This is a genomic window from Caballeronia ptereochthonis, from assembly GCF_001545075.1.
In the GTDB taxonomy this organism is placed as follows: Bacteria; Pseudomonadota; Gammaproteobacteria; order Burkholderiales; family Burkholderiaceae; genus Caballeronia; species Caballeronia ptereochthonis.
Genome location: NZ_FCOB02000036.1, coordinates 25,689 through 51,256, shown reverse-complemented (window position 1 = coordinate 51,256; position 25,568 = coordinate 25,689). Strand labels below are relative to the sequence as shown.

The window sequence follows — 25,568 nt, the reverse complement described above, 5'->3', positions numbered from 1 at the left end:
TCGATGCAATTGCCGAATGCCCGAACGCTTTTGCTCGCTTCGTCTTGCCTATCGTCAGCGGATAAGTTAAAACCCGAATTCCGAGATAGCGCTCGCGGTACGCCGTGCGAAGCCCCATGCGGCAATCCGCCCGCGAGCGATTCCCCGATCAGGTCCCGTCTCGGATTGCGCGCGAACCCACTCGAAAGAGAAAAACCGGATTTCAATTCGAATGAAGAACAACCGACGCTGGACGTTACCGCGTAGCGCCGCCATCTGGATGAGCGCGAGCCTCTCGGGCATGGTCATCCTGGCCGGCTGCGCCACCAAGGCGCCCGAAGTGAAGGCGACCAGCACCGGATGGGTGAAGAATCAGGTCGCGGATGCCTATATGTTCGGTTTTCCGCTGGTCGCCACGGACATCGCGCGCGAACGCGCGAGCGGTGGCGCGGGGCAGCCGGGGCAGGCGCCGCTCAACACGTTCCGTCATGCGACGGCCCTGCCGCCGGTCGGCGCGTCGGGCTGGCCGAGCGTCGACACGCTGGAGTCGGTGGCCTGGCTCGACGTTTCCGCCGATCCGGTGATCGTCTCGCTGCCCGCGGCGCCGCGCGGACGCTATCTCGACGCCCGCGCGTTCGACGCCTGGACCGACGCACTCTACTCGAGTGCCGACACGACGCCGTATCCGAAGGCGCAGCTGATCGCCTTCGTGCCGGCGGGATGGACGGGCACGCTGCCGAACAATGCCACGCGTGTGGAGACGCGCACGCGCTACGTGTGGCTCTCGGTGCGCGTGCGCGTGAACGGTCCGCGCGACGTGCGCGAGGCGCGCAAGCTGCAAACGGCGATGCGCATCGACACGTTGACGCCAGCGAAGGGCTCCGTCTCCGATACGACGCCCGTCGTGGCCGGGGCGTGGCCGGCCAACGGCGCAAAACAGCCCGCGGTGCCGCCGCTGCCCGCCGCGCTGTCCGCGGCGTCGCCGGGCGCGCAGGCCGAGGCGCTCGATGCGAACGCGTTCTTTGCGCGCCTCGCCCGCTCGCTCGACGACAATCCCGCCGCCACCGACGACAGTCACGCGATGAGCCAGCTCGCCGACCTGGGCGTGAAGCCCGGCGAGCCGGTGCAGTTCAGGAAGACGGATGCGCCGCTCCTGGATTCCGGTCTCGCCGACGCGCGCGAGCGGCTCGCGACGGTGCCGTCGAACGCGATCACGAAGAACGGCTGGACCTGGTTCGGGGACGGCGTCGGCATCTACGGCACCGACTACACGCTGCGCGCGTACCTCGCGCGCCGCCAGACCGCCACGAGCACGAAGGAAGGCGAGGTGAAGCCCGTCGCGCGCGTGGACAGCGAAGGCCATGCGCTGAACGGCGCAAACCAGTACGCGCTGCATTTCACGCCGGATCAGCTTCCGCCGGTGCGCGGCTTCTGGACGATCACGGCGTACACGAAGGAGGGCGCACTCGCGGACGCGAAGCTGCCGCGCCTGTCGATCTCCGATCGCGATCGTCTGAAGAAGAACCGCGACGGCTCCGTCGACGTGATCGTGTCGGCGAAATCGCCGGGACGCGCGCGCGGGTCGAACTGGCTGCCCGCACCCGAAGGCGAATTCCAGCTCGCGATGCGCCTCTATGCGCCCAAGCCGCAGGCGAGCGACGGCTCGTGGGCGCCTCCGCCCGTCGAGCGTCGGTAAATCGGGCGCAGGCAAGCCATGAGTCGAAACGCAAAGGCCGCGATTTTTTCGCGGCCTTTGCGTTTTTTAAGCACGTGTTGGTCAACGTTTGCGCGTCGCATCGTCGTATACTCGGGCATCATCTCTCCGGGACGGCGAGCTCGAGCGGCGCTTATACGGGCGGCTCGTCGCCGCGCATCGAATGTCAAGCATCACCAAGTCTTCACTTGCCTCCGCCGGTCAAACGTTGCGCGGCGTCATTCACGCGCGGCGCACGCGGCGCATCACGATCGGCCTGCTGATTGCGATCCTCGTCATCGGCCTGCTCGGGTTTTTCGTGGCGCCGCCCGTCATTCGCCATGTCGCCGAGCAGCAACTGGCGAAGCAACTGGACCGGCCCGTCACGATCCGGCGCATCTCGCTCAATCCCTATACGCTCGATTTCGAAGCCGATGGCGTGCATATCGGCGAATCACCGGCCAATCTCGCGAAGGCGCCGGGCAGTTCGGCCGATTTCGTCGATGTGTCGCGGCTCATCGTGCGCACCTCGTGGGCGTCGATCTTCCGTCTCGCGCCGGTCGTCGACGAACTGAAGATCGATTCGCCGCGCATCAGCGTCGTACGCTTCGACGGCGAGCAATTCAATTTCTCCGATCTGATCGCGAAATTCTCGAAGTCTTCGTCGCCGCCTTCGGACAAGCCCGCGCGTTTCTCGGTGTCGAACATCCGTCTCGAGAACGGCCAGATCACCTTCGATGACAGGCTTTTGAAGGCGAAGCACGTGATCGACCGCTTCGCGCTCGGCATTCCGTTCATCGCCACGCTGCCGTCCGCCACCAATATCTTCGTGACGCCGCTGTTACAGGCGCGCATCGACGGCTCGCCGCTCGTCGTGAAGGGCCGCACGAAGCCGTTCGCTCAGTCGCGCGAATCGGAGATCGCGCTGTCGCTCGACGGTCTCGACGTGCCGCAGATGGCGTCCTACGCGCCGGCCTCGGTGCCCGTCGCGGTGAAAAGCGGCAAGCTTTCGACGGAGCTCAACGTGCGTTTCGCAATCGCGGGCGATACGCCGACGATCCGCATCGACGGCACCGCCGATCTCGCCGATCTCGCCGTCACCGACAAGAGCAACGCGCCGCTCGTCGCCGCCCGCGCGCTGCATGTGAAGATCGCGAATGCCGAGCCGCTGCGCGACATCTATCACCTCGACGAAGTGACGCTGTCGAATCCGGATGTGCATCTCGCGCGCGATTCGGCGGGCGAGCTGAACGTGCAGAAGCTCGCGGGTCCCCCGCCGAAGCCCGCAGGAAGCAAGGCGCAGGACGATGCGAGGAAGGAAGCGCCGCCGCTCGACCTGGCGATTCGCCATCTGGCCATCAGCGACGGCAGGATCGCCCTCGACGACCAGTTGCTCAAGCAGCGCGTGAAAGGCGCGTTGACCGGTCTCGCGGTGACGCTCGACGGTTTCTCGACGCTCGCGAAGACGCCCGCGCGCTACACGCTCAAGACCGCGTTCGACAAGGGCGGCGCGCTCGACGCATCCGGCAACGTGACGCTCGCCGCGAAAACGGCCGACGCGAAGCTCGCGCTCAACGCCCTCGCGCTGCCGCCGTTGCAGCCGTATCTCGCGAACGTGATGGCCGCGCGCGTGACGAGCGGCACGCTCGGCGCGAACCTGCCGGTTTCGGTCGACTGGGGCAAGCCGGACGGCGGCGTGCAGGTCGGCGCGGGCGAGGTGAAGCTCGATTCCCTCACGCTCGCGCCCAATGCGAACGGCGTCGCGCCGATCAAGCTCGCGTCGGCGGCGGCGAAGATCGCGAAGGTCGATGTGTCCGGGCGCAACGCGTCGCTCGACAGCGTGCAGCTGAGCGGCCTCGCGCTCGATGCGACGCGCCGCAAGGACGGCAGCATCGATCTCGCCGAGCTCGCCGGCCCGCACGAGGCCGCGCCCGAGCAGACCGCCACGCGCAAGATTCAGAAGGCGCAGGAGGCGGGGCCGGCGTGGCGCTACCAGATCGGACAGATCTCGCTGGACAACGCATCCGCCAATGTCGTCGACGAGACGCCCGCGCGGCCCGTCAAGCTGCGCGTCGCGCCGCTCGCGGTCAGTGTCCGGCAGTTCAGCGACGATCTCACGAAGCCGCTCGCCGTCGACGGCAAGCTCACGCTGAACGGCAAGGGGGCGCTCGCGATCGGCGGCAGCGTTACGGTGAGCCCGCTCAAGCTCGCGTTGCACGTGAAGGGCGATCAGGTCGATGCGTCCGCGTTCGAGCCGTATTTCGGCGACAAGCTCAAGGTCGAGATCGCGAGCGCCAGCCTGAACGCGAACGGCGACGTGGCGATGTCGGGCAGCGGCAAGACGCTTGCGGCGTCGTACAAGGGCGACGTATCGCTCACCGACGTGCGCATGGTCGACAAGCCGACCAACGACCGCTTCGCGGGCTGGAAGCTGCTCGGGTTGACCAGCGTGAAGGTGAGCTACGACGCGCGCGGCACGGATGTCGACGCGGCGCGCGTGACCTTCGCGAACTTCTACGGCCGCGTGCTGCTCGATTCGCAAGGCAGGCTGAACCTGAAGGGCGTGGTGGCGAACGACAGCGACACCACGCAACCCGTGACCCGCGAAAAGGCCGAGGCCGGCGCGCCGCCCGCCCCGAGCGCGCCCGCCGCGCCGGCGAAGACCGCGGAAAAATCCGGGCCGCCGGTCAACATGCGCTTCGGGCAACTGGTGCTGCAAAACGGCCGCGTGACGTACACGGACAACTTCATCAAGCCGAATTACACGGCGAATCTCGTCGCGATCAACGGCACGATCGGCGCGTTCGGAACGCATTCGACGACGCCCGCGCCCGTCGACGTTTCCGCGAAGCTCGCGGCGAACGGGCCGGTATCGATCAAGGGGCAGGTCAACCCGCTGATCGACAAGCCCGCGCTCGATCTGACGGCGAGCGCGCACGGCGTCGAGCTGACGAATCTCACGCCGTATTCGGCGAAGTACGCGGGCTATCCGATCACGAAGGGCAAGCTCAACGTCGATCTGCACTACATGCTCGCCGACAACAAGCTCACCGCGAACAATCACTTGTTCATCGATCAGTTGACATTCGGCGATCACATCGACAATCCGACGGCGACGAAGCTGCCGGTGCGGCTCGCGGTGTCGCTGTTGAAGAACTCGCGCGGCGAGATCGACGTGAACATTCCGATTTCCGGGTCGCTGGACAATCCGCAGTTCTCGATCGGCGGGCTCGTATGGCAGGCGATTCTGAACCTCGTGCAGAAGGCGGTGACCGCGCCGTTCACGCTGCTCGCGCATGCGTTCGGCGGGGGCGGCGAGGATCTCAACTTCATCGAGTTCAATGCGGGTTCGGCCGATCTGAACGACGCCGCGCAGAAGAAGCTCGACGCGATCGCGAAGGCGCTGGCGGACAAGCCGTCGGTCAGCATGGACGTGATGGGCCGGGTCGATCCGAAAACGGACGAGCCGGCCTTGCGTTCCGCGTGGGTGGACAGCCAGGTGAAGCGCGCGAAGGTGCGCGACATGTCGAGCAATGGCGAGAACGTGGACTGGTCGACGATCAAGGTGTCGGACGCCGACTACGACAAGTATCTGACGAAGGTGTACAAGTCGGCGGACTTCAAGAAGCCGACCAACTTCATCGGCATGACGAAGACGCTGCCCGACGCGGACATGAAGGCCGCGCTGACGCAGAACGCGCCGGTGGATCAAGGTTCGTTGCGCGATCTCGCGCAGCGGCGCGCGCAGGCGGTGCAGGAGTATTTCGACGGGAAGATCGACAGCAAGCGGATTTTCGTCGTCGCGCCGAAGCTGAATGCGGACGACATCAAGGACAAGGGGGCGGGGAGCAGGGTGGACCTGGGGTTGAAGTGAAACGCGTTAGCCGTCTGGACGATCTGGATGAACAGGGAAACGAAAACTAGTATCGGTGACACCGGTAATCCGAAAGAGAACGGGAGTCAGCCGATGGGAACACCGTATGAGAAGGACGTGGTGGCGTGGGCCAGGGAACAGGCCGCGCTGCTGCGTGCAGGGAAGCTTGCGGCCATCGATATCGAGCACATTGCTGAGGAAATCGAGGACGTGGGCAAGAGTGAGCAGCGGGAACTGGTGAGCAGAATGTCGGTATTGCTCGCGCATTTGTTGAAGTGGCGGTATCAGCCGGAGCGGCGTGGCAAGAGCGGGATGAACACGATACGGACGCAGCGAAAGGAAGTCATGTTCGTATTGCGTGAGGCGCCCAGCCTCAAGGTCAACTTCGATGACGCAGAATGGATCGACCTGGTGTGGTCCAAGGCCCGGAATCAGGCGGAAGCCGAGACGGGGATGGATTTCGATACGTTTCCGGGGCTCTGTCCGTGGCCGATGTTGATGGTCCTCGACACGGAATTTGCTCCTGACTAGTCGCCCGTGCACGAGCCAATTGGCTTGCGCCTCTCATGCCGCGTCACGGCCGTAACGGGCGCAAGCACACCTCAATGCGCCCCCGCCGCCGCACCCCCGCCTCCGCCCTTCGCCACCTTCGTAATCCAGATCAGCGGAATGATCAGAATGAAGATCACGGCCGAAATGAGGAAGATATCGTTGAGCCCCATCATCGCGGCTTGCGAATTGACGGTGAAATTGAACATCCCGCGCGCCTGCGCCTCGCTGACATCGAGCGTCGATTGGGACATCCCGAGCGATTGCAGGAACGCAGGGTTGTAGATATTCGCCTGCTCGGTGAGCCGCTCGTGATGCAGCGCGATGCGGTCGTCCCACGCATTGCCCGCGAGCGAGGTCCCGACCGCGCCGCAAAACACCCGCACGAAGTTCGACAGGCCCGCCGCCGCCGGAATCTTCGATGGCGGCAAGCCAGACAGCACGATCGCCGTGAGCGGCACGAAGAACATCGCCATCGGGATGCCTTGCAGGAGCGTCGGCAGCACGAGATGCCACGTGTCGACCTCGATCACGTATTTCGAGCGCATCCAGAACACGAAGGCGAAGCCGATGAAGGCCATCGTCGCGATGATGCGCGCATCGCTGCGCGGCAGAACCTTGCCCATGACAGGGGCCAGGATCACGGCGAAGATGCCGAGCGGCGCGGTGACGAGCCCCGCATCGATGGATCGATAGTTCAGGTACTGCTGCATCCACTGCGGCAGCAGCACGAGATTGCCGAAGAACACGCCATAGGCGACGGAAATTGCCACCGTCCCGCCGAAGAAGTTGCGCCCGGTGAAGAGCCGCAGATCGATCACGGGATTCGGGTCCGTCAATTCCCAGACGACGAAGAACGAGAACGCGATCACCGCGACGATCGCCAGCACGACGATCACCGGTGACGAGAACCAGTCGAGGTCGCGCCCCTTGTCGAGCATGATCTGCAGTGACGCGACCCACGAGACGAGCAGCAAGAGGCCGATGACGTCGATCGGCGCCTTTCTCGTCGGCGTTTCGCGACTGCGATAGATGATCCACGTCACCCCCGCGGCGAAGATGCCCACCGGAATGTTGATGTAGAAGATCCACGACCACGAATAGCTGTCCGTGATCCAGCCGCCGAGCGCGGGACCGGCGATCGGGCCGACGGTCGCGGTCATCGCCCAGAGAGAGAGCGCCATCGACGATTTTTCCTTCGGATACGAGCCGAGCAGGATCGCCTGCGACAGCGGAATCAGCGGCCCGGCGACCGCGCCCTGCAGCACGCGCGCGAACAGCAGCACCGGCAGAGTGGGCGCGAGGCCGCACAGCCACGACGACAGCACGAACATCAGGATCGCGCCGATGAACAGGCGCACCTGGCCGAGCCGTTGCGTGAGCCAGCCGGTCAGCGGAATCGACACGGCGTTCGACGCCGCGAACACGGTGATGACCCAGGTGCCCTCGTTCACGGACACGCCGAGGTTGCCGGAGATCGTCGGAATCGCGACGTTGGCAATAGACGAATCCAGCACGTTCATGAAGGTCGCGAGCGCCACCGCGAAAGTGGCGAGGACGAGCTGGCCGCCTGCGAGCGGCGGGGGCGGTGCGGCGGCGGCGGGGCTGGACGTCGTCGGCGTGCTCATGCGGCTCCCATGCTTGAGGCCGCAGTATCGCGCTGGGCGCGCCGCGGCCGAAGAAGGTCAAGTCGCCAGTGTGCCTGTGCTCAAAAAAAGCTGCAGAGCCGAACGGCCGAGGGCCGCGCATCGATCCTTTCGAAAGACGTAACTGGAGCGGCACGAAGAGATCGATTTTGGCGATCCCGTCGGCACGGAATGGGGCGGGCCGGAAGATCCGACGCGTGAGGGTTTCGCGAGACCGTCGCTGACGAGGAACTCGACGCGGCGAAATACGCGATTCGTGCCTTTCTGCAACTGTGAGGATAGGCGCGCGGCAACTTTGCAGCCGCGCCCTCGACCCCTCACTTCGCCGAAATATCGATATTTCCCAGATACTTCTTCGCGTACTTGTCGATGGTTCCGTCCGCCTTGACCTTCTCGATCGCCGCATTGAGCTTGGCCTTGAGCGCATCGTCGCCCTTGCGCACGCCATAGGCGATGCCGCTGCCGAGAATCTTGTCGTCCCGCACCGGCGCGCCGACGAACGCGAAGCCCTCGCCGTCCGGCTTCGACAGGAAGCCGCTTTGTCCCGCCGGCGAGAGCACGAGCGTCCCGTCCAGACGCCCGGACTTCAGATCCGCGTACACCTGGTTCTGATCCTGATACGGCACGACCTTCACGCCTTCGTTTTCCCAGTGCGCCTTGGCGAAGGTCTCCTGAATCGAGCCCTGCAGCACGCCCACGCTCTTGCCTTTCAGCGATGCCGCCGTCGGCTCCAGGCCGCTGCCTTTCTTCGCGATCAGCTGCGTCGGCACGCGATACACGACCGTCGTGAAGTCGATCGCCTGGCGGCGTTGCTCGGTCGCGTTCATCGCGGAGTTGATCGCGTCGAACTTGCGGCCCTGCAGCGCGGGAATCAGTCCGTCGAACGAGGTCTCGACCCACTTGCACTGCATCTTCGCGGCGGCGCACACGGCATTGCCGACGTCGATGTCGAGCCCCTGAAGCTCGCCCGTCGACGACTTCGATTCGAACGGCGGATATTGCGCTTCCAGCCCGAAGCGCAGGGTGTCGGCGGCGAGCGCCGCGCCGCTGGCGAACGTGCATGCAAGGAACAATGCGCTGGCGATGTGGTTCAGTTTCATCGTGTTGGTCTCCAGGAAATCGTCAGATCGAGCGAAGGCGGCGCGCGCCTTCGATGAGCGTGTCGTCGTCCTTCGCGAAGGAGAGACGGATCAGGCGGTTGTCGGTGCCGTCGGTGTAGAACGCCGACAGCGGAATGGTCGCCACGCGCGCTTCGCGGATCAGGCGCAGCACGAAATCGCTGTCGGACTCGTTCGAGATCGCGTCGTAACGCGCCAGCATGAAGAAGCTGCCCGCGCTCGGCAACAACTCGAAGCGCGAGCCCTCGAGCGATTCGGCGAGCAGATCGCGCTTGTGCTGATAGAACGGGCCGAGATTCAGATAGCTCGATTCGTCCGCAAGCGCTTCTGCGAAGGCCATCTGCATCGGGGTATCGGCGGAAAAGGTCATGAACTGGTGGACCTTGCGGATCTCGGCCGTCAGCGCCGCGGGCGCGAGACAGTAGCCGACGCGCCAGCCCGTCACGTGATACGACTTGCCGAACGACGACACGATCACGCTGCGCTCGGCCAGCTCCGGATAGCGCGCCATGCCGTGATGCAGCGCGCCGTCGAACACGACGTGCTCGTAGACCTCGTCGGACAGCACGATGATCTTCGTGTCGCGCGTTAGCGCCGTGAGGCGCTCGATGTCGGCGGACGTGAAGGCGCTGCCGGTCGGGTTGTGGGGCGAGTTGACGAGGATCATGCGCGTCTTCGGCGTGATCGCGGCGGCGACCTCGTCCCAGTCGATGCGGAAATCCTCCGCCGAGAGCTTGATCGCGACGGGCGTCGCGCCTTGCAACTGCACGATCGGCGCATAGCTGTCGAACGACGGCTCGAAGTAGATCACTTCGTCGCCGGGATGCACGAGCGCGCTGATCGTCGCGTACAGGCCTTCGCTCGCGCTCGCGACCACGGTGATTTCCGTGCCCGGATCGTACTGTGCGCCATAGAGCTTGTGCGTCTTCACGGCGATCGCCTCGCGCAGCGCGAGCACGCCCGACATCGGCGAGTACTGGTTATGTCCTGCCCGCATGGCTCGCTCGACGCCTTCGATCAGCTTCGGATCGCACGCGAAGTTCGGCGCGCCCTGCGAGAGGTTGAGCGCGTGATGCTCCTCGGCTAATTGGCCGATGACGGTAAAAATGGTCGTACCGACTTTCGGCAGCTTCGACTCGGGAATACAGGCGCTTTGCACGACGGGTGGTCTCCGGAATGGCGGTTCGACGATTGCACTCGTCGATTCAACCGCAGCAATAAAGCGCGGACAATCGAAACTTTGTCATACTAGCCATGCTTGCAGATCATGGCTACATGCGAAAAACCCGATGAAACCGCTTCCTTCCCTCGACGTACTCAAAACCTTTCTGGTCGTCGCCCAGAAGCTGAATTTCACGCGCGCGGCCGAGGTGCTGAACGTGACGCAGGGCGCGGTCAGCCGCCAGATCGCGGGGCTGGAGGCGCATCTCGGCTATGCGCTCTTCGCGCGGCAGGCGCGTGGGCTCGCGCTGACGCACCACGGCGCGCTGCTCATCGCGCCCTTGCAGCAGGCGTTCGCGCAGATCGACGATGCCCTCGCGAAAGGCGGCGCGCAATCCGGCATTTTGCGCGTGAAGTGCCCGACCTGCGCGATGCGCTGGGTGCTGCCGCGCGTCATCCGCCTGCAGAACGAGCGGCCGGAACGGGTGGTGGAGGTGACGGCGTCGGTGTCGCACGGCGTCGAATTCAATGCCGAGCAGTTCGATGCGGCCATTGTTTTCGGCAGCCTGCCGTCGCTCAAGGGCGTGAGCGTGCATCATCTTTTCGATGAAGTGCTGACGCCGGTGTGCGCGCCGGAATTGTGGAAGCCAAAGAAAAACACCCCGCCGACCCCCGACGATCTCGCCGGCAAGACGCTGCTTCATCCCACGCGCGACCGCCGCGACTGGCTTTTGTGGCTCGGCGCGTACGGCTACGCCGGCCTGCCGTCGACGAAAGCACAGCATTTCGACACGCTCGATCTGGCGATTTCCTCGGCGATGCAGGGCCTGGGCGTGACGATCGGCGACGTCTCGTTGATCGAGGAAGACTTGCGCGCGAAGCGCGTGATCGCGCCGTTCCCGCTGTGCGTGCCGAGCGGCGCGGCCTATTACCTGGTTTATCCGGACCGGCCCGCGCCGTCGCCCGCGTTGCAGCAATTCGCGCAATGGCTGGGCGACGAGGCGGCGCGGACGCGCAAGCGACTGCAGGCCTACACGCACGCCGCGCAGGCCTGAGGCGTCTTCACATGCCGTGCTTGGTCACGACCGACTCCCACTGTCCGTTCTTCACCTGATACAGCGTCGACGACGCGTTCTTCAGCGCGCCGTTGCTGTCGAACGCGATCGGCCCGGTGATGCCCTCGAACTTGTTGGAGTTAAGCACCGGCCGGTAGACCTTCGGATCGATGGAGCTGGCCTTCTGCATCGCGTTGATGGCGGCCCACGCGGCGTCGTAGCCGAACGGCGCATACGACAGGATCGCGACGCCGAAGCGCTTCTGGAACTTGTCGCTGAACGCCTTGCCCTCGGGCAGCTTGTCGAGCGGGCTGCCGTATTCCCAAGCCTGCGCGCCCTCGGCGGCGTCGCCGGCGAGCTTCAGGAAATCGGCGTCCATCACGCCGCCGCCGCCCACGAACTGCGCGTTCATGCCGAGCTGCTTCATCCGCTTGACGACCGCCGCCGCCTGCCGGTCGAGGCCGCCGAAGAAGATCAGGTCGGCATTGGTCGCCTTGATGCGCGTCAACTGCGCGCTGAAATCGACAGTCTGGTTGTCGCTGTACTCGCGCGAGACGATCGTGCCGCCCTTGGCTTTGACCGCCTTCTCGAACTCGTCGGCCTCCCCCTGGCCGAAGGCCGTGCGATCGTCGATGATCGCGATGCGCTTCGCCTTGGTGGTCGACACCGCGTAGACGCCCGCGTTGCCCGCGTTCTGCGCGTCGCTCGAAATCACCGTGAAGACGTTCTCCAGGCCGCGCGTCGTGATGGTCGGGTTGGTCGCCGCGGGATCGATCATCGGGATGCCCGCGGTGTTGTAGATCGGCGACGCCGGCAGCGTCGTGCCCGAATTGAAGTGGCCGACCACGACCGCCACGCCGTCGTCGACGAGCTTCTGCGCCGCCTGCACGCCGATGCGCGGGTCGGCCTGATCGTCTTCCGCGTGAATCTCGAACTTCGCCGTCTTCCCGCCGATGGTCATCTTCTTCGCGTTGGCTTCGTCGAGCGCGAGCTGCACGCCGTTCTGGAGGTCCTTCCCATATCCCGCATTCGCGCCGGTGAGCGGCGCGGCGAAACCGACTTTCACCGTGAGGTCTTCAGCGGACGCCGAAAGCGGCACGGCGCCGAGCGCGGCAGTGGCGCAAGCCACCAGCCATGCCAGAGGTTGGGTACGGATGCGCATGGTTTCCTCTCCTTTTTGGTTTGGCAATCGAATGGAACACGACCGGTTCAGCGCCGGCAAGACGGACTTGCCCTCAAGTGTCCGAACATTCGGACGGTGAAAGCACCCGTTTGGCGTGCGGTCCGGTGCAGGCGGCGAACATGCGCAATTTAGGGAGCCAATTTCGGCGCGTCTTGGTGTTTAGTCGCGCTGGACATGCGGATTTCGGCATAGGCCCGAAATCTCGCGATCGCACGTCCGGGGCGGCTTCGGGCATTTCGGGGCCCGGCCGCGCGCGACGATTCGCGCCAATGCGCCGCGCGGTCCATCGCGCCGATTGAAATTCCCCCGCTTGACAAAGTGCATATGCACTTATATGCTGCGAGGCATGACTTCCAACTCTTCTCCTCTGGATTGCAACTGCTTTGCGATCCGACAGGCCGCGCGTTACGTGTCGCAGATGTACGAGCGGCATCTGAACGTGGTGGGCATCACGTCGGCGCAGTTCACGATCATCGCCGCGATCGGCCGCAAGCCGGGCGTGCAGATGGCGGAGCTCGCCGAGCAGATGGTGATGGACCGCACCACGCTCGTGCGTGCGCTTAAGCCTTTGCAGCGCGATGGCATCGTCGAGGCGGCGCAGGAAACGCCCAGTTCGCGCGCGGTCGGCCTGCGGCTGACGGCGTCGGGCAAGGAAACGCTCGCGAAGGCATCGGCGCAGTGGCGCGCGGCGCAGGCGGAATTCGAAGCGAAGTTCGGCGAGAAACGCGCGAAGGCATTGCGCAAGTCGCTGTTCGAACTGACGACGATGGAGTGAGTGGAGCACAGCAGGCTCGCGCGACGCGGGCCTTTGTTTCGGCATCTAAAGTGCATATGCACTGAATTCGGAGCACACCATGCAGATCGAAGGAAAAGTCGTACTCGTCACCGGCGCGAATCGCGGTCTCGGCAGGCAATTTGCGAAATCGCTGCTGAAGGCGGGCGCGGCGAAGGTTTATGCCGCCGCGCGTGATCCCGGGAGCGTCGATGTTCCCGGCGTCGAAGCCATCCGCCTCGACGTGACGAACGCCGCCGATATCGCCGAAGCGGCGGCCACGTACACCGACGTCCAGGTGATCGTCAACAACGCGGGCGCGACCACGCGCGGCCTGCTCGTCGATCCGGCCTCGACGCAGGGCATCCGCGAGCTGCTCGAGATCAACGCCTTCGGCCCGATCGCGCTGACGCAGGCATTCGCGCCCGTGCTGAAGAAGAATGGCGGCGGCGCGGTCATCAATATCCTGTCGGTCTTGAGCTGGGTCTCGTTGCCGGCGGGCGGCGCGTATCACATCTCGAAAGCGGCGGCGTGGGCGGCCACCAACGCGCTGCGCGAGGAGCTGCGCGAGCAGGGCACGCTCGTCGTGGCGGCGCATCCCGGCTACATCGACACCGACATGACCGCGCAAGTCACCGCGCCAAAGTCGACGCCCGAGCACGTGGTGAACCAGGTGCTCGCCGCGGTGGAGAAGAATCAGGAAGAAGTGCTCGTCGACGACACCGGCCGCGCCGTCAAGCAGTCGCTCTCGACCGGCGCGCCGCTTTATCTCACCGGCATTCCGCGCTGATCGGAGCATCGTCATGTTTTCGCAAGACATCGTGTTGTGTCATCCCGTGCGCACGGCGATCGGCGCGTTCAACGGCTCGCTGAAGGACACGCCCGCCGTCGATCTGGGCGCGGCCGCAATCGCGGAAACGCTGCGGCGCGCGGGCAGCGCGGTCGATCCGGCCGCGCTCGATTCAGTCGTGTTCGGCAACGTGATCCAGGCGGGCAACCGCATGAATCCGGCGCGCCAGGCGGCGGTCGGCGGCGGCGTGCCGGTTCCGGTGCCCGCGCTGACGGTCAACCGCGTGTGCGGCTCGGGCGCGCAGGCCATCGCGACGGCGGCGACCGAGATCGCGGCGGGCGTCGCGCGGCTTGTCGTCGCGGGCGGCATGGAGAACATGGACCGCGCGCCGTATCTGCTCGAAGGCGGGCGTCACGGCTATCGCATGGGGAACGCGCAGATCCACGACAGCATGCTGCGCGACGGCCTCGTCGATGCGTTCTCGGGCGCGCATTCGGGCTGGCACACGGAAGATCTCGTGGCGCAGCTGGATATCACGCGCGAGGCGCAGGATCGCTGGGCCGAACGTTCGCAACAGCTTTTCGCGGCGGCGCAGCGGGACAATGCGTTCGATGCGGAGATCGTCGGCATCGACGTGAAAAAGGGCAAGGAAACGGTCGTGTTCGCGCGCGACGAGCAGCCGCGTCCCGACACAACCCTCGCGACGCTCGCGAAGCTGCGCCCGGCGTTCCGTCCCGACGGAACGATCACGGCAGGCAACGCGCCGGGGCTGAACAGCGGCGCATCCGCCATGATCGTGACGAGCCGCAGGGAAGCCGACGCACGCGGCATCGAGCCGTTCGTGCGGCTGGCGGCATTCGGCGTGGCGGCGGTCGAGCCGGGCATGTTCGGGCTCGGTCCGGTGCCCGCGGTGCGGCAGGCGCTCGAGCGCGCGGGATGGTCGCTCGGCGAGGTGGAGCGCTTCGAGATCAACGAAGCCTTCGCGGCGGTGCCGATCGCGGTGGCGAAGACGCTCGGCGTGCCGGAGGACATCGTCAATGTGGAGGGCGGGGCGATCGCGCACGGGCATCCGATCGGCGCGACCGGCGCGGTGCTCACGACGCGCCTCGCCCACGCGATGCGCCGCGATGGCGTGAAGCGCGCGATCGTCACGCTGTGCATCGGCGGCGGGCAGGGTATCGCGCTGGCGCTGGAAAGGGTGGCGTAAGCGATCGGGACGAGCCGGCGGGAAACCGCCGGCCTTTGCGCTTACTTCTTGCCTGCGTTCTTCTGCATCTCGTCGAAGCCGGCCGCGGCTTCCTTCACGTCCGGCGGGAAGTCGTCCATTTCCTGCACCTGCCGGATTTCGATGATCTCGTTGTCCGAACCCGGACAACGCTTCGCCCATTCGATCGCCTCTTCGCGCGACTTGACCTGAATCATCCAGTAGCCGCCGAGCACTTCCTTCGCCTCGGCGAACGGGCCATCGGTCACGCGCGGCTTGCCGCCCTCGAACGTGACGCGCGCGCCCATCGACGGCGGATGCAGCCCGTCGAGCGCGAGCAGCACGCCCGCCTTCTGCAGCTCCTCGTTGTACTTCATCATCGCGGCGACGGCTTCCGCGCTCGGCATTGCGCCCGGTTCCGCGCTTTCGTAGCCGCGCGGGATCATCAGCATCATGAATCGCATGGGGTTTGCTCCTCGAGTTGGATGGTTCGGTCGAGCGTAATTGTGCCCGCTCACACCTTACGACGAGCAACAACGGACGAGATCGACACATGCGTGTGAAATTCTGTCCTAAGCGTTTGTCCCTAGTCGATTGCAGTTGCCTTCGGGCCTCGTCCGATCAAATAATGTAATCCATTACATCTCGATCGCCGCAAGCGACGCTGAGCATGTCGGATACGGTTCGTCCACGCGAGGAAGTATCGATTGCCGACGTCGCCCAGCGGGCGGGCGTGTCGGTCGCCACGGTGTCGCGCGTGCTCAACGGCCACACGAACGTTCGCGAGGCGACGCGCGAAAAAGTCCTCGTGGCGGTCGCGACGAGCGGCTATCGCATCAACGAGCTCGCGCGCAATCTGCGCACGGCGGAAAGCCGGCTGCTGCTCACGATGGTCCCCGACTTCGGCAACCCGTTCTACGCGGCGATCGTGCGCGGCATCGACAGCGTCGCGCGCCAGAACGGCTACTTCATGCTGTTGTGCGATACCGGCGCGGACCCCTTGCGCGAGCGAAGCTATTTCGATCTTCTGCGCGGCCGCCGCGCCGACGGCGCCATCTGCCTCGATCCCGCCGCCGTGCAGAAAGCGCTCGCCGAGGAAGCCTCGACGCTGCCATGGGTCGCATGCTGCGAGTTCGATCCGGCCGCGGGCGTGCCGTATGTCGGCATCGACAATCATCGCGCGGCGGGCGATGTCGTGCGCTATCTGACGGCCAAGGGTCATGACCGCATCGCGCTGATCAACTCCGGGCAGGGCTATCTGTATGGACGGCAGCGGCTCGCGGGTTATCGCGACGCGCTGAAGGACGCGGGCATCGAGCCGCATCCCGCCTGGCTGATCGAGCTTGACAGCCTCGACTACGACGCGGGCGAACGCGCGGCGGCGCAACTCGCCGCACTCGGCGACGCCAGGCCGACCGCCGTGTTCGCGGTATCGGACACGCTCGCCATCGGCGTGATGAACGGTATTCGCGGCGCGGGCTTGCGCGTGCCGGACGACGTCGCCGTCGTCGGCTTCGACGATATCGCGGTGGCCGCGCATGTCGATCCGCCGCTCACGACCGTCTCTCAGCCAATGCAGCTGCTCGGCGAAACCGCCGCCGGCTTGCTGCTCAAGCGCCTGCGCGATCCGCGCGCGGAGGTGCCGGGCGTGCTGCTGCCGCATCGTCTGATTCGGCGAAGGAGCGCGTGACGATGAGTCTTGCCGTGCGCTTCCAGGGAATCGAAAAACAGTTCGGGCCGGTGCGCGTGCTGCACGGCGTGAGCTTCGATATCGCGCCGGGGCGCATCTACGGCCTGCTCGGCGAGAACGGCGCGGGCAAATCCACGTTGATGAAGATTCTCGCGGGCTACGAGCGCGCGAACGCGGGCGAGCTTTACATCGACGAACGAAAGTGCGACTTCGCGAGCTCGCGCGACGCCGAGCATGCGGGCATCGTGCTGATTCATCAGGAACTGAATCTGGCGGATCACCTGAGCATCGTGCAGAACATGTTTCTCGGCCACGAGCTGAGGAAAGGCTTCTTCCTCGACGAGCCCGCGATGCGCCAGGCGGCCCGCGCGCGGCTGACCGACGTCGGTCTGCACAAGCATCCGGATACGAAGGTGCGCGATCTGATCGTCGCGGAGAAGCAGCTCGTGGAGATCGCAAAGGCGATGCTGCGCGATGCGCGCCTGCTCATCATGGACGAGCCGACCGCGACGCTCACGCCAGCGGAGACCCAGCGCCTGTTCGGGCTGATGGCGCGTCTGAAGGACGCTGGCACGACCATCGTCTATATCTCGCACAAGCTGGACGAAGTCGAGCGCGTGACCGACGAAGTGATCGTGATGCGCGATGGCCGCTTCGTCGCGCGCGCGCCGACCGGGGAGCTCACGCGCCAGCAGATGGCGAACCTGATGGTCGGCCGCGAGGTTTCCGACATGTTCCCGGACAAGCCCGCGCTCGCCGACGATGCCCCCGTCGCATTCAACGTCGAGGAGGCGTCGGTGCCGGGCTGGGCGCACGACGTGAGCTTCTCCGTGCGGGAAGGCGAAGTGTTCGGCTTCGCGGGTCTCGTCGGCGCGGGGCGCACGGAGCTGTTCGAGGCGCTCGTGGGCTTGCGGCCGTTGAGTGCGGGACGCATCGTCGTGAACGGAGAAACGGTCAGGCTGAGGAATCCGCGCGACGCGATGCGCCGCGGCCTCACTTACCTGAGCGAAGACAGAAAAGGACGCGGCCTGCACGTCGACATGGCGCTGAAGGACAACCTCACGATGATGACGCTGGAACGCTACGCGCATCCGCTCGTTGACACCCGCGCGGAACGCGGCGCGCTGGCGGTCGCGGTGCAGGACTTCGGCATCCGCACGGGCAATGTCTCGATCCGCGCGCGCATGCTTTCGGGCGGCAACCAGCAGAAGCTCGCGCTCGCGAAATTCCTGCATCCCGACCCGCGCGTGATCGTGCTCGACGAGCCCACGCGCGGCGTCGATGTCGGCGCCAAGCGCGACATCTATTTCCTGATTCATCGACTCGCCGCCGAGGGCCGCGCAGTGATCGTGATTTCCTCCGAACTGATCGAACTGATCGGGCTGTGCCACCGCGTCGCGGTGATGCGCGCGGGCGAGCTCGTCGCGACGCTCGGCATGGATCTTTTGACCGAAGAGAGGTTGATCGCGCATGCGACCGGCACACACTGAAGACATCGAAAGCGAGAGCCGCCTCTCCACCGCTGCGCGCTTTCTGTTCGGCGTCGGGCCGCTGATCGGGCTGATCGTGCTGTGCATCGGCGGCACGCTGCTCAACAGCGACTTCGCCACCCTGGACAACGCCATGAACGTGCTCACGCGCACGTCGTTCATCGGCATCATCGCGGTGGGCATGACGTTCGTGATCATCTCGGGCGGCATCGATCTGTCCGTCGGCTCGATGGCCGCGCTGATCGCGGGCAGCATGATCTACATGATGAACGGATTCATGCAGGGCTTTCACGGGCATGCGGTGCCGCCGCTTCTGATCATCGCGCTGGGCATCGTGCTCGCGCTTCTGCTCGGCGCGTTGTTCGGCTTCGCGCATGGCGTGCTCGTGACGAAGGGGCGTATCGAGCCGTTCATCGTCACGCTCGGCACGCTCGGCATCTTCCGCGCGTTGCTCACGTGGCTCGCGGACGGCGGCGCGCTCACGCTCGACAATTCGCTAGCCGATCTTTACGGGCCTGTCTATTACGCGAGCCTGTTCGGCGTGCCGGTGCCGATCTGGGTGTTTCTGATCGTCGCGGCGGGCGGCGCGATCGTGCTGAATCGCACGGTGTACGGCCGGCATGTGCAGGCGATCGGCTCGAACGAACAGGTCGCGCGCTATGCGGCCATTCGCGTGGATCGCGTGAAGATCGTCACATATGTCCTGCTCGGGCTGTGCGTCGCGGTGGCGACCATTCTTTACGTGCCGCGCCTGGGGTCAGCCACGCCGACGACCGGCCTGCTGTGGGAACTCGAAGCGATCGCCTCCGTCGTGGTCGGCGGGACCGCCCTGAAGGGCGGAGAAGGACGGGTGATCGGCACGGTCATCGGCGCGATTCTGCTTTCGGTCATCAACAACATTCTGAACCTGACGAGCATCATCAGCGTGTATCTGAACGCGGCGGTGCAGGGCGCCGTGATCATCCTCGTAGCCTTTTTGCAGCGCGGTCGTCGTTAGCCGGAAATCCACAAGACAAGGAGACATCGTCATGAAGAACCTGTTTCGCGCGCTCGGCGCGCTGACGCTCGCGGCAAGCGCGTTTGCCGTGACAACCCCCGCATCCGCCGCCGACAAGGTCGTGCTCGGCGTCGCGATTCCAACGGCGGACCATGGCTTCACGGGCGGCATCGTCTGGTGGGCCAACGAGGCGAAGAAGGAGCTGGAGAAGGCGCATCCGGATCTGAAGGTGATCGTGAAGACGGCGGGCACCGCGCCCGAGCAGGCGAACCAGTTGCAGGATCTCGTCACGGTCAACAAGATCAACGCGCTCGTGATCTTTCCGCAGGAATCGGCTTCGCTTACACAACCGGTGGCGCAGGTGAAGAAGAAGGGCGTGTATGTGACGGTGGTCGACCGCGGCCTCACCGACACCAGCGCTCAGGATGCCTACGTCGCCGGCGACAACACCGCGTTCGGCAAGATTCCGGCCGAATATCTCGCGAAGGCGCTGAACGGCAAGGGTGACATCGTCGCGCTGCGCGGCATTCCGACGACGCTCGACAACGAGCGCTGGACCGCGTTCGAAGGCGTGATGAAGCAGTATCCCGACATCAAGATACTCGATGCGAAGTATGCCAACTGGAACCGCGACGACGCCTTCAAGGTGATGCAGGACTATTTGACGCGCTTCAAGCACATCGACGCCGTCTGGGCCGCCGACGACGACATGATGGTCGGCGTGCTGAAGGCGATCGACCAGGCGAAGCGCACGGATATCAAGGAAGTGTTCGGCGGCGCGGGATCGAAGGAAGCGGTGAAGCGCATCATGGACGGCGACAAGCTCGTGAAGGCCGACGTGTCGTACTCGCCGAAGTTCATCTACGACGCGATCAAGCTGACCGCCGAGGCGCGCCTGAAGGGCGACAAGCTGCCTCCGACGACGATCATCCCGTCGGTGCTCATCACCAAGGAAAACGCCAAGCAGTTCTACTACCCGAACTCGCCGTTCTGACGCATGAGGGCCGGTCAGCCGGCTCTCGCTGTTCTTACATAGAGGCGAAAGATGAAGACCATCAAGGGCCCCGCGATTTTTCTCGCGCAGTTCATGGGCAATCAGGCGCCGTTCGATACGCTTGCGAATCTCGCGGCATGGGCGGGTTCGCTGGGCTACGAGGGCATACAGATCCCCGCCGATCCGCGCCTGATCGACCTGGAGAAAGCCGCATCGAGCGATGCGTACTGCGACGAGATCCGCCGCACCGTCGAGGATGCGGGCGTGGCGATCACCGAATTGTCGACGCATCTGCAAGGGCAGCTGATCGCGGTGCATCCGGCTTACGACACGTTGTTCGATGGCTTCGCGGCGCCGCATGTGCGCGGCGATCCGGCGGCGCGCACCGAGTGGGCGATCTCGCAGCTGAAGCATGCGGCGGCGGCGTCGAAGCGCCTGGGCCTGAATGCGCATGTGACGTTTTCGGGTGCGCTGGCGTGGCCTTATGTCTATCCGTGGCCGCAGCGTCCGGCGGGTCTCGTCGAAGCCGCGTTCGATGAACTCGCCGCGCGCTGGCGCCCGATTCTCGACGAGTTCGATCGCGCGGGCGTCGACGTGTGCTACGAGCTTCATCCCGGCGAAGACCTGCACGACGGCGTGACGTTCGAACGCTTTCTCGCGGCGGTGGACGATCATCCGCGCGCGAACATCCTGTTCGATCCGAGTCATTTCGTGTTGCAGCAACTCGATTACCTCGCGTTCATCGACATCTATCACGCGCGCATCAAGGCGTTTCATGTGAAGGACGCGGAGTTTCGGCCGAACGGAAAGCAGGGCGTCTACGGCGGCTATTCGGGCTGGGTCGAGCGCGCGGGTCGCTTCCGTTCCCTGGGCGATGGCCAGATCGACTTCAAGGCGATCTTCTCGAAGATGGCGCAATACGATTTTCCCGGCTGGGCCGTGCTCGAATGGGAATGTGCGCTGAAGCATCCGGAAGACGGTGCGCGCGAGGGCGCGGTGTTCATACGCGATCACATCATTCGCGTGGCGGAGCGCGCATTCGATGATTTCGCCGGCAGCGGCGCGAGCCGCGAGCAGATGCGCGGCGTGCTCGGCATCGGAGAGAGGCGATGAATCGCGTGCGGCTGGGCATGGTCGGCGGGGGAGAGGGCGCGTTCATCGGCGCGGTGCATCGCATCGCGGCGCGGCTCGACGATCGTTACGAGCTCGTGGCGGGCGCGCTGTCGTCGGATGCGCGGCGGGCGGCATCGAGCGCGGCGGCGATCGGCCTCGCGCGCAGTTACGACGACTATCGCGAGATGGCGCGCATCGAGGCGGGGCGCGCGGATGGCATCGAGGCGGTGGCGATCGTCACGCCGAATCATCTGCATGCGCCGATTGCGACGGCGTTTCTCGAAGCGGGCATCCATGTGATCTGCGACAAGCCGCTGGCCGTGTCGCTCGATGAAGGCGAGGCGTTGGCGAAACTCGCGCGCGAGAAGGATCGCATGTTCGCGGTGACATATACGTACACGGGGTATCCGCTCGTGCGTCACGCGCGCGGCATGGTGCGGCGGGGTTTGCTCGGGGACATTCGCGTCGTGCAGGTCGAGTATGCGCAGGACTGGCTGTCTCTGCCGGTGGAGACGCAGGCAAATCGCCAGGCCGTGTGGCGCACCGATCCGGCTTTGGCAGGTCCCGCTGGATGCCTCGGCGATATCGGCACGCATGCGTATCAGCTTGCCGAGTATGTGACGGGAATGCGGCCGTCCGAGCTGTCGGCGGACGTGACGACATTCGTGCCGAACCGCCGCGTCGACGATCACGTCCAGGCGATGTTCCGCTATGCCGGCGGCGCGCGCGGCATGTTGTGGGCGAGCCAGGTGGCGGCGGGCGAAGAGAATGCGCTGCGGCTGCGGATGTACGGCACGAAGGCGGGCATCGCGTTCGATCAGCAGAAGCCGAACGAGCTGTGGTTCACGCCGATAGGCGGCGCGTCGGAACGCATCACGCGCGGGCGTGTGCAAAGCCCGGAAGCGCTGCATGCGACGCGTGTGCCGCCGGGACATCCGGAAGGGTATCTCGAGGCGTTCGCGCAGGTTTATACGGATGCGGCGGCGTGCATCGCGAGCGGCACGACGCAGGGGGATGACTGGCTGACTACCGTCGAGGATGGGGTTGCGGGGCTGAGGTTCATCGATGCGGTGTTGAGGAGTAGCCAGAGGAACGGGGAGTGGGTGGCGCTCAACTGAAAAAAACGGGGCGGCCCGAACGCCGCCCCGTTTCCGGCCGCCTCAGGCGAGCCGTTACGCCCAGTTCGCGTGAAAACTCCCCGGCTTGTCGACACGCTCGAACGTATGCGCGCCGAAGAAGTCCCGCTGCGCCTGCACGAGATTCGCGGGCAACCGCTCCGAGCGATACCCGTCGAAGTAGGCAATCGCCGACGAGAACGCCGGCACCGGAATACCCGCCTTCACCGCCGCGACGACCACATCCCGCAACGCACCCTGATACTTCGCGGCGATATCGCTGAAGTACGGATCGAGCAGCAGGTTCGCGAGGTCCGGATTCGTCTTGTATGCATCGGTGATCTTCTGCAAAAAGCGCGCGCGGATGATGCAGCCGGCCCGGAAGATCTTCGCGATCTCGCCATATTGCAGATTCCAGTCGTACTCTTCGGAAGCCGCCCGCAATTGCGCGAACCCTTGCGCATACGACACGATCTTGCTGAGATACAACGCGCGCCGCACCGACTCGATGAACGCCGTGCGGTCGCCATCGAACTTCGGCGCCGGACCCGACAGCACCTTGCTCGCCGCCACGCGCTGCGTCTTCAGCGACGACAGCACGCGCGCGAACACGGCTTCGGTAATCAAAGGCAGCGGCGCGCCGAGATCCAACGCGTTCTGGCTCGTCCACTTGCCCGTGCCCTTCTGCGCGGCGCGGTCGAGAATGACATCGACGAGATCCTTGCCGGTTTCCTCGTCCTTCTTCGAGAAGATCTTCGACGTGATCTCGATCAGATAGCTGTCCAGCTCACCCTGATTCCACTCGACATATACCTTGCCAAGCTCTTCGTTCGACAGACCGGCGACGCGCTTCAGCACGTCATAGCTCTCGGCGATCAGCTGCATGTCGCCATACTCGATGCCGTTATGCACCATCTTCACGAAATGGCCCGCGCCGTCCGGACCCATGTACGCGACGCACGGCTCGCCGTCCGGCGCCTTCGCGGCGATCTCGGTGAGGATCGGCGCGACGAGCTCGTAGGCCTCCTTCTGTCCGCCCGGCATGATCGACGGGCCCTTCAGCGCGCCTTCCTCGCCGCCCGACACGCCCGTGCCGATGAAATGCAGGCCCGACTTCGCGAGATCCTGATTGCGGCGGATGGTGTCGGTGAAATGCGTGTTGCCGCCGTCGATGAGAATGTCGCCTTTTTCCAGCAGCGGGCGCAGCGCGGCGATGGTGTCGTCGGTGCCTGCGCCGGCCTTGACCATCATCAGAATGCGGCGCGGCTTTTCGAGCGACTCCACGAACTCTTCGAGCGTGTAGGTCGGCACGAGCTTCTTGTCGGGATGTTCGGCAATCAGTTCGTCGGTTTTCGCGCGGCTGCGGTTGTAGACCGAAACGGCGTGTCCGCGGCTCTCGATGTTCAAGGCCAGGTTACGGCCCATGACGGCGAGGCCCACCACGCCGATAGCTTGTTTGCTCATGCTTGATCTCCGATTGACCGAAGCAAAACGCGGCTCGTGGCGCGCGGCTTCGGGATGAAAACGTGTCGATGGGAGCGGCGCCCGCGCGAGAGGCCGTCTCCAGGTCCGGCCGGCGGCGCGTGCGGCCGTGCGCCATGCAGGCCGCGCGGGCCGGAAGCCGCGCGGCGCGCCGATCGTTGCGCGAACGCAGACCGACCCGAATTTACCACTTTGGGCCGCATCCGGCAGGGAGCATGCAGGGCGATCGAGCGTCCTATGCCGCGCCGTCTTAGAATGACAGCCCGCAACGAGCACGCCGCGAAGGCAACCTGGAACATGCCGCCCTCCCGGCGCGCGCGACGCCATCACTACTCCGTCTACGTGGTCGAATTGTCCGACGCCGTTTGGAATGAAGCGCGCTTTCGCCGCGCGAATCCGGACTACGCCGTCGGCATGCCGTTCGTCTACGTGGGCATGACGGGCATCGATCCGGACGTGCGTTTCGACAAGCACAAGGCCGGCATCCAGTCGAACCGCTTCGTGCGCGAGTTCGGGCTGCGACTGCTGCCGCAGTTGTACGAGATGTATAACCCGATGCCCTACGACGGCGCGCGTGACATGGAAGTGGAGCTGGCGATCGGCTTGCGGGAAGCGGGCTATGGAGTGTGGCAAGCCTGAAATCGGGCGATCAACCGGGCGATCAACATCAAGGAGCGGGACATGCGGATTCTGGTAGTGGGTGCGGGGGCCATCGGCGGATATTTCGGGGCGCGCCTGCTCGACGCGGGCAGGGACGTGACCTTTCTCGTGCGCGAGCGTCGCGCCGAACGGTTGCGGCAATGCGGCCTGAAAGTGAAGAGCCCCGAGGGCGATCTCGCGTTCCAGTGTCCGCCGATGGTGCTCGCGAAGGACATCGACCATCCCTACGACCTGATCCTTCTGAGCTGCAAGGCTTACGACCTCCAGGGCGCAATCGATTCCTTCGCGCCGGCGGTCGGCCCGGATACCGTGATCCTGCCGCTTCTGAACGGCATGGGCCATCTCGATGCGCTCGACGCGCGCTTCGATCCCGCAAACGTGCTCGGCGGGCAGTGCGTGATCGCCGCGACGCTCGATGCCGAGGGCGAAATCCTCCATCTCAACAACCTGCATGCGATGACCATCGGCGAGCGCGCGGGCGGACGTTCGGCGCGCATCGACGCGATCGCCGCGCAACTGGACGGCGCGGGCTTCGATCTGAACGTGAGCGAAGACATCCTCCAGTCGATGTGGGACAAGTGGGTGTTCCTCGCCACGCTCGCGACGGGAACGTGCCTGATGCGCGCGCCCATCGGCGACATTCTCGAGGCGCCCGGCGGCGAAGCGCTGCTCGCGCGGCTCTTCGACGAATGCTGCGGCGTCGCGCGCGACAATGCGCATCCGCCGGGCGAGCCGGTCGTCGCGCGCGCCCGGGCGTTCTTCTCGGAGCGCGGCTCGTCGATGACCGCGTCGATGCTGCGCGATCTGGAGAGCGGCGCGCCGATCGAAGCGGATCATATCGTCGGCGATCTGCTGTCGCGGCGGCGCACGCCGGCCGAGGGTCTGTCGGCGCTGGCGGTCGCGTACACGCATCTGAAGGCGTATGAGGCGCGCAGAGCTCGCATGGCGCGCGCCTGAGTTCTTTCGCCAGACTCGCCGCCGTCCCTGGCGGCGCTTTGCCGCT

At 65.3% G+C, this 25,568-nt stretch carries 21 protein-coding genes; 15 read left to right on the top strand and 6 right to left on the bottom strand.

Annotation, left to right across the window (positions count from 1 at the left end; all coding sequences use genetic code 11):
• Nucleotides 1–211: 211 nt before the first annotated feature.
• From AWB83_RS29490 to AWB83_RS29480, 3 genes are all read left to right on the top strand, one after another.
• Complete coding sequence (locus tag AWB83_RS29490; RefSeq protein WP_087049160.1) at nucleotides 212–1,675, top strand: DUF1254 domain-containing protein; 1,464 nt, start codon at nucleotides 212–214, stop codon at nucleotides 1,673–1,675.
• 181 nt (nucleotides 1,676–1,856) lie between these two features.
• Complete coding sequence (locus tag AWB83_RS29485; protein WP_087049159.1) at nucleotides 1,857–5,546, top strand: DUF748 domain-containing protein; 3,690 nt, start codon at nucleotides 1,857–1,859, stop codon at nucleotides 5,544–5,546.
• Between the two features lie 93 nt (nucleotides 5,547–5,639).
• Nucleotides 5,640–6,077 carry a DUF29 domain-containing protein gene (locus AWB83_RS29480; RefSeq protein WP_087049178.1) on the top strand — a complete coding sequence of 146 codons (438 nt, stop codon included), beginning with the start codon at nucleotides 5,640–5,642 and terminating at the stop codon, nucleotides 6,075–6,077.
• 71 nt (nucleotides 6,078–6,148) lie between these two features.
• Here the strand turns inward: AWB83_RS29480 and AWB83_RS29475 are convergent, their stop codons facing one another.
• The 3 genes from AWB83_RS29475 to AWB83_RS29460 all read right to left on the bottom strand — a co-directional run bounded on the left by AWB83_RS29475 (nucleotide 6,149) and on the right by AWB83_RS29460 (nucleotide 10,018).
• Nucleotides 6,149–7,723 carry a DHA2 family efflux MFS transporter permease subunit gene (locus AWB83_RS29475; protein WP_087049158.1) on the bottom strand — a complete coding sequence of 525 codons (1,575 nt, stop codon included), beginning with the start codon at nucleotides 7,721–7,723 and terminating at the stop codon, nucleotides 6,149–6,151.
• A gap of 335 nt (nucleotides 7,724–8,058) precedes the next feature.
• Complete coding sequence (locus tag AWB83_RS29465) at nucleotides 8,059–8,841, bottom strand: ABC transporter substrate-binding protein (protein WP_087049157.1); 783 nt, start codon at nucleotides 8,839–8,841, stop codon at nucleotides 8,059–8,061.
• Between the two features lie 22 nt (nucleotides 8,842–8,863).
• Nucleotides 8,864–10,018, bottom strand: a complete 1,155-nt coding sequence (locus AWB83_RS29460; RefSeq protein WP_087049156.1) for a methionine aminotransferase — start codon at nucleotides 10,016–10,018, stop codon at nucleotides 8,864–8,866.
• On the opposite strand from AWB83_RS29460, the gene AWB83_RS29455 reads away from it, so the two are divergent.
• The gene (locus AWB83_RS29455) at nucleotides 9,966–11,075 is read left to right on the top strand and encodes a LysR substrate-binding domain-containing protein (protein ID WP_244197924.1); all 1,110 of its coding nucleotides are present in this window, start codon (nucleotides 9,966–9,968) and stop codon (nucleotides 11,073–11,075) included. The genes AWB83_RS29460 and AWB83_RS29455 overlap by 53 nt on opposite strands.
• Nucleotides 11,076–11,082: 7 nt before the next feature.
• Here AWB83_RS29455 and AWB83_RS29450 read toward each other — a convergent pair whose 3' ends face one another.
• A complete protein-coding gene (locus tag AWB83_RS29450) occupies nucleotides 11,083–12,237 on the bottom strand; it encodes a branched-chain amino acid ABC transporter substrate-binding protein (RefSeq protein ID WP_087049154.1) in 1,155 nt (384 codons plus the stop codon).
• Nucleotides 12,238–12,604: 367 nt separating this feature from the next.
• Here AWB83_RS29450 and AWB83_RS29445 point away from each other — a divergent pair, with 367 nt between their 5' ends.
• From AWB83_RS29445 to AWB83_RS29435, 3 genes are all read left to right on the top strand, one after another.
• Nucleotides 12,605–13,033, top strand: coding sequence for a MarR family winged helix-turn-helix transcriptional regulator (locus tag AWB83_RS29445; protein ID WP_087049177.1), 429 nt, complete (start codon nucleotides 12,605–12,607; stop codon nucleotides 13,031–13,033).
• A gap of 79 nt (nucleotides 13,034–13,112) precedes the next feature.
• Nucleotides 13,113–13,820, top strand: a complete 708-nt coding sequence (locus tag AWB83_RS29440) for an SDR family oxidoreductase (RefSeq protein ID WP_087049153.1) — start codon at nucleotides 13,113–13,115, stop codon at nucleotides 13,818–13,820.
• Between the two features lie 13 nt (nucleotides 13,821–13,833).
• A complete protein-coding gene (locus AWB83_RS29435; protein WP_087049152.1) occupies nucleotides 13,834–15,027 on the top strand; it encodes a thiolase family protein in 1,194 nt (397 codons plus the stop codon).
• Nucleotides 15,028–15,068: 41 nt separating this feature from the next.
• Here AWB83_RS29435 and AWB83_RS29430 read toward each other — a convergent pair whose 3' ends face one another.
• Nucleotides 15,069–15,488: a YciI family protein gene (locus tag AWB83_RS29430; RefSeq protein WP_087049151.1), complete on the bottom strand. Its 420-nt coding sequence runs from the start codon at nucleotides 15,486–15,488 to the stop codon at nucleotides 15,069–15,071.
• Nucleotides 15,489–15,694: 206 nt separating this feature from the next.
• Here AWB83_RS29430 and AWB83_RS29425 point away from each other — a divergent pair, with 206 nt between their 5' ends.
• From AWB83_RS29425 to AWB83_RS29400, 6 genes are read left to right on the top strand one after another with little or no spacing between them, the layout of a single operon-like run.
• Nucleotides 15,695–16,714: a LacI family DNA-binding transcriptional regulator gene (locus AWB83_RS29425; RefSeq protein WP_087049150.1), complete on the top strand. Its 1,020-nt coding sequence runs from the start codon at nucleotides 15,695–15,697 to the stop codon at nucleotides 16,712–16,714.
• A gap of 2 nt (nucleotides 16,715–16,716) precedes the next feature.
• Nucleotides 16,717–18,204, top strand: a complete 1,488-nt coding sequence (locus AWB83_RS29420; protein WP_087049149.1) for a sugar ABC transporter ATP-binding protein — start codon at nucleotides 16,717–16,719, stop codon at nucleotides 18,202–18,204.
• Complete coding sequence (locus AWB83_RS29415) at nucleotides 18,185–19,201, top strand: ABC transporter permease (protein WP_087049148.1); 1,017 nt, start codon at nucleotides 18,185–18,187, stop codon at nucleotides 19,199–19,201. Before AWB83_RS29420 ends, AWB83_RS29415 begins: the two co-directional genes overlap by 20 nt.
• A gap of 31 nt (nucleotides 19,202–19,232) precedes the next feature.
• Complete coding sequence (locus AWB83_RS29410; protein WP_087049147.1) at nucleotides 19,233–20,195, top strand: substrate-binding domain-containing protein; 963 nt, start codon at nucleotides 19,233–19,235, stop codon at nucleotides 20,193–20,195.
• Nucleotides 20,196–20,246: 51 nt separating this feature from the next.
• Nucleotides 20,247–21,308: a sugar phosphate isomerase/epimerase family protein gene (locus AWB83_RS29405; protein ID WP_087049146.1), complete on the top strand. Its 1,062-nt coding sequence runs from the start codon at nucleotides 20,247–20,249 to the stop codon at nucleotides 21,306–21,308.
• Complete coding sequence (locus AWB83_RS29400) at nucleotides 21,305–22,426, top strand: Gfo/Idh/MocA family protein (protein WP_087049145.1); 1,122 nt, start codon at nucleotides 21,305–21,307, stop codon at nucleotides 22,424–22,426. The genes AWB83_RS29405 and AWB83_RS29400 overlap by 4 nt, the downstream gene beginning before the upstream one ends.
• 54 nt (nucleotides 22,427–22,480) lie before the next feature.
• Here AWB83_RS29400 and gnd read toward each other — a convergent pair whose 3' ends face one another.
• Nucleotides 22,481–23,887, bottom strand: a complete 1,407-nt coding sequence (gene gnd, locus AWB83_RS29395) for an NADP-dependent phosphogluconate dehydrogenase (RefSeq protein ID WP_087049144.1) — start codon at nucleotides 23,885–23,887, stop codon at nucleotides 22,481–22,483.
• A gap of 315 nt (nucleotides 23,888–24,202) precedes the next feature.
• Between gnd and AWB83_RS29390 the strand changes: the two genes are divergently transcribed.
• On the top strand, nucleotides 24,203–24,544 hold the full coding sequence (locus tag AWB83_RS29390) for a hypothetical protein (protein WP_087049176.1): 342 nt from the start codon (nucleotides 24,203–24,205) through the stop codon (nucleotides 24,542–24,544).
• A 42-nt stretch (nucleotides 24,545–24,586) separates the two neighbouring features.
• Nucleotides 24,587–25,522, top strand: a complete 936-nt coding sequence (gene panE, locus AWB83_RS29385; RefSeq protein WP_087049143.1) for a 2-dehydropantoate 2-reductase — start codon at nucleotides 24,587–24,589, stop codon at nucleotides 25,520–25,522.
• Nucleotides 25,523–25,568: the final 46 nt, after the last annotated feature.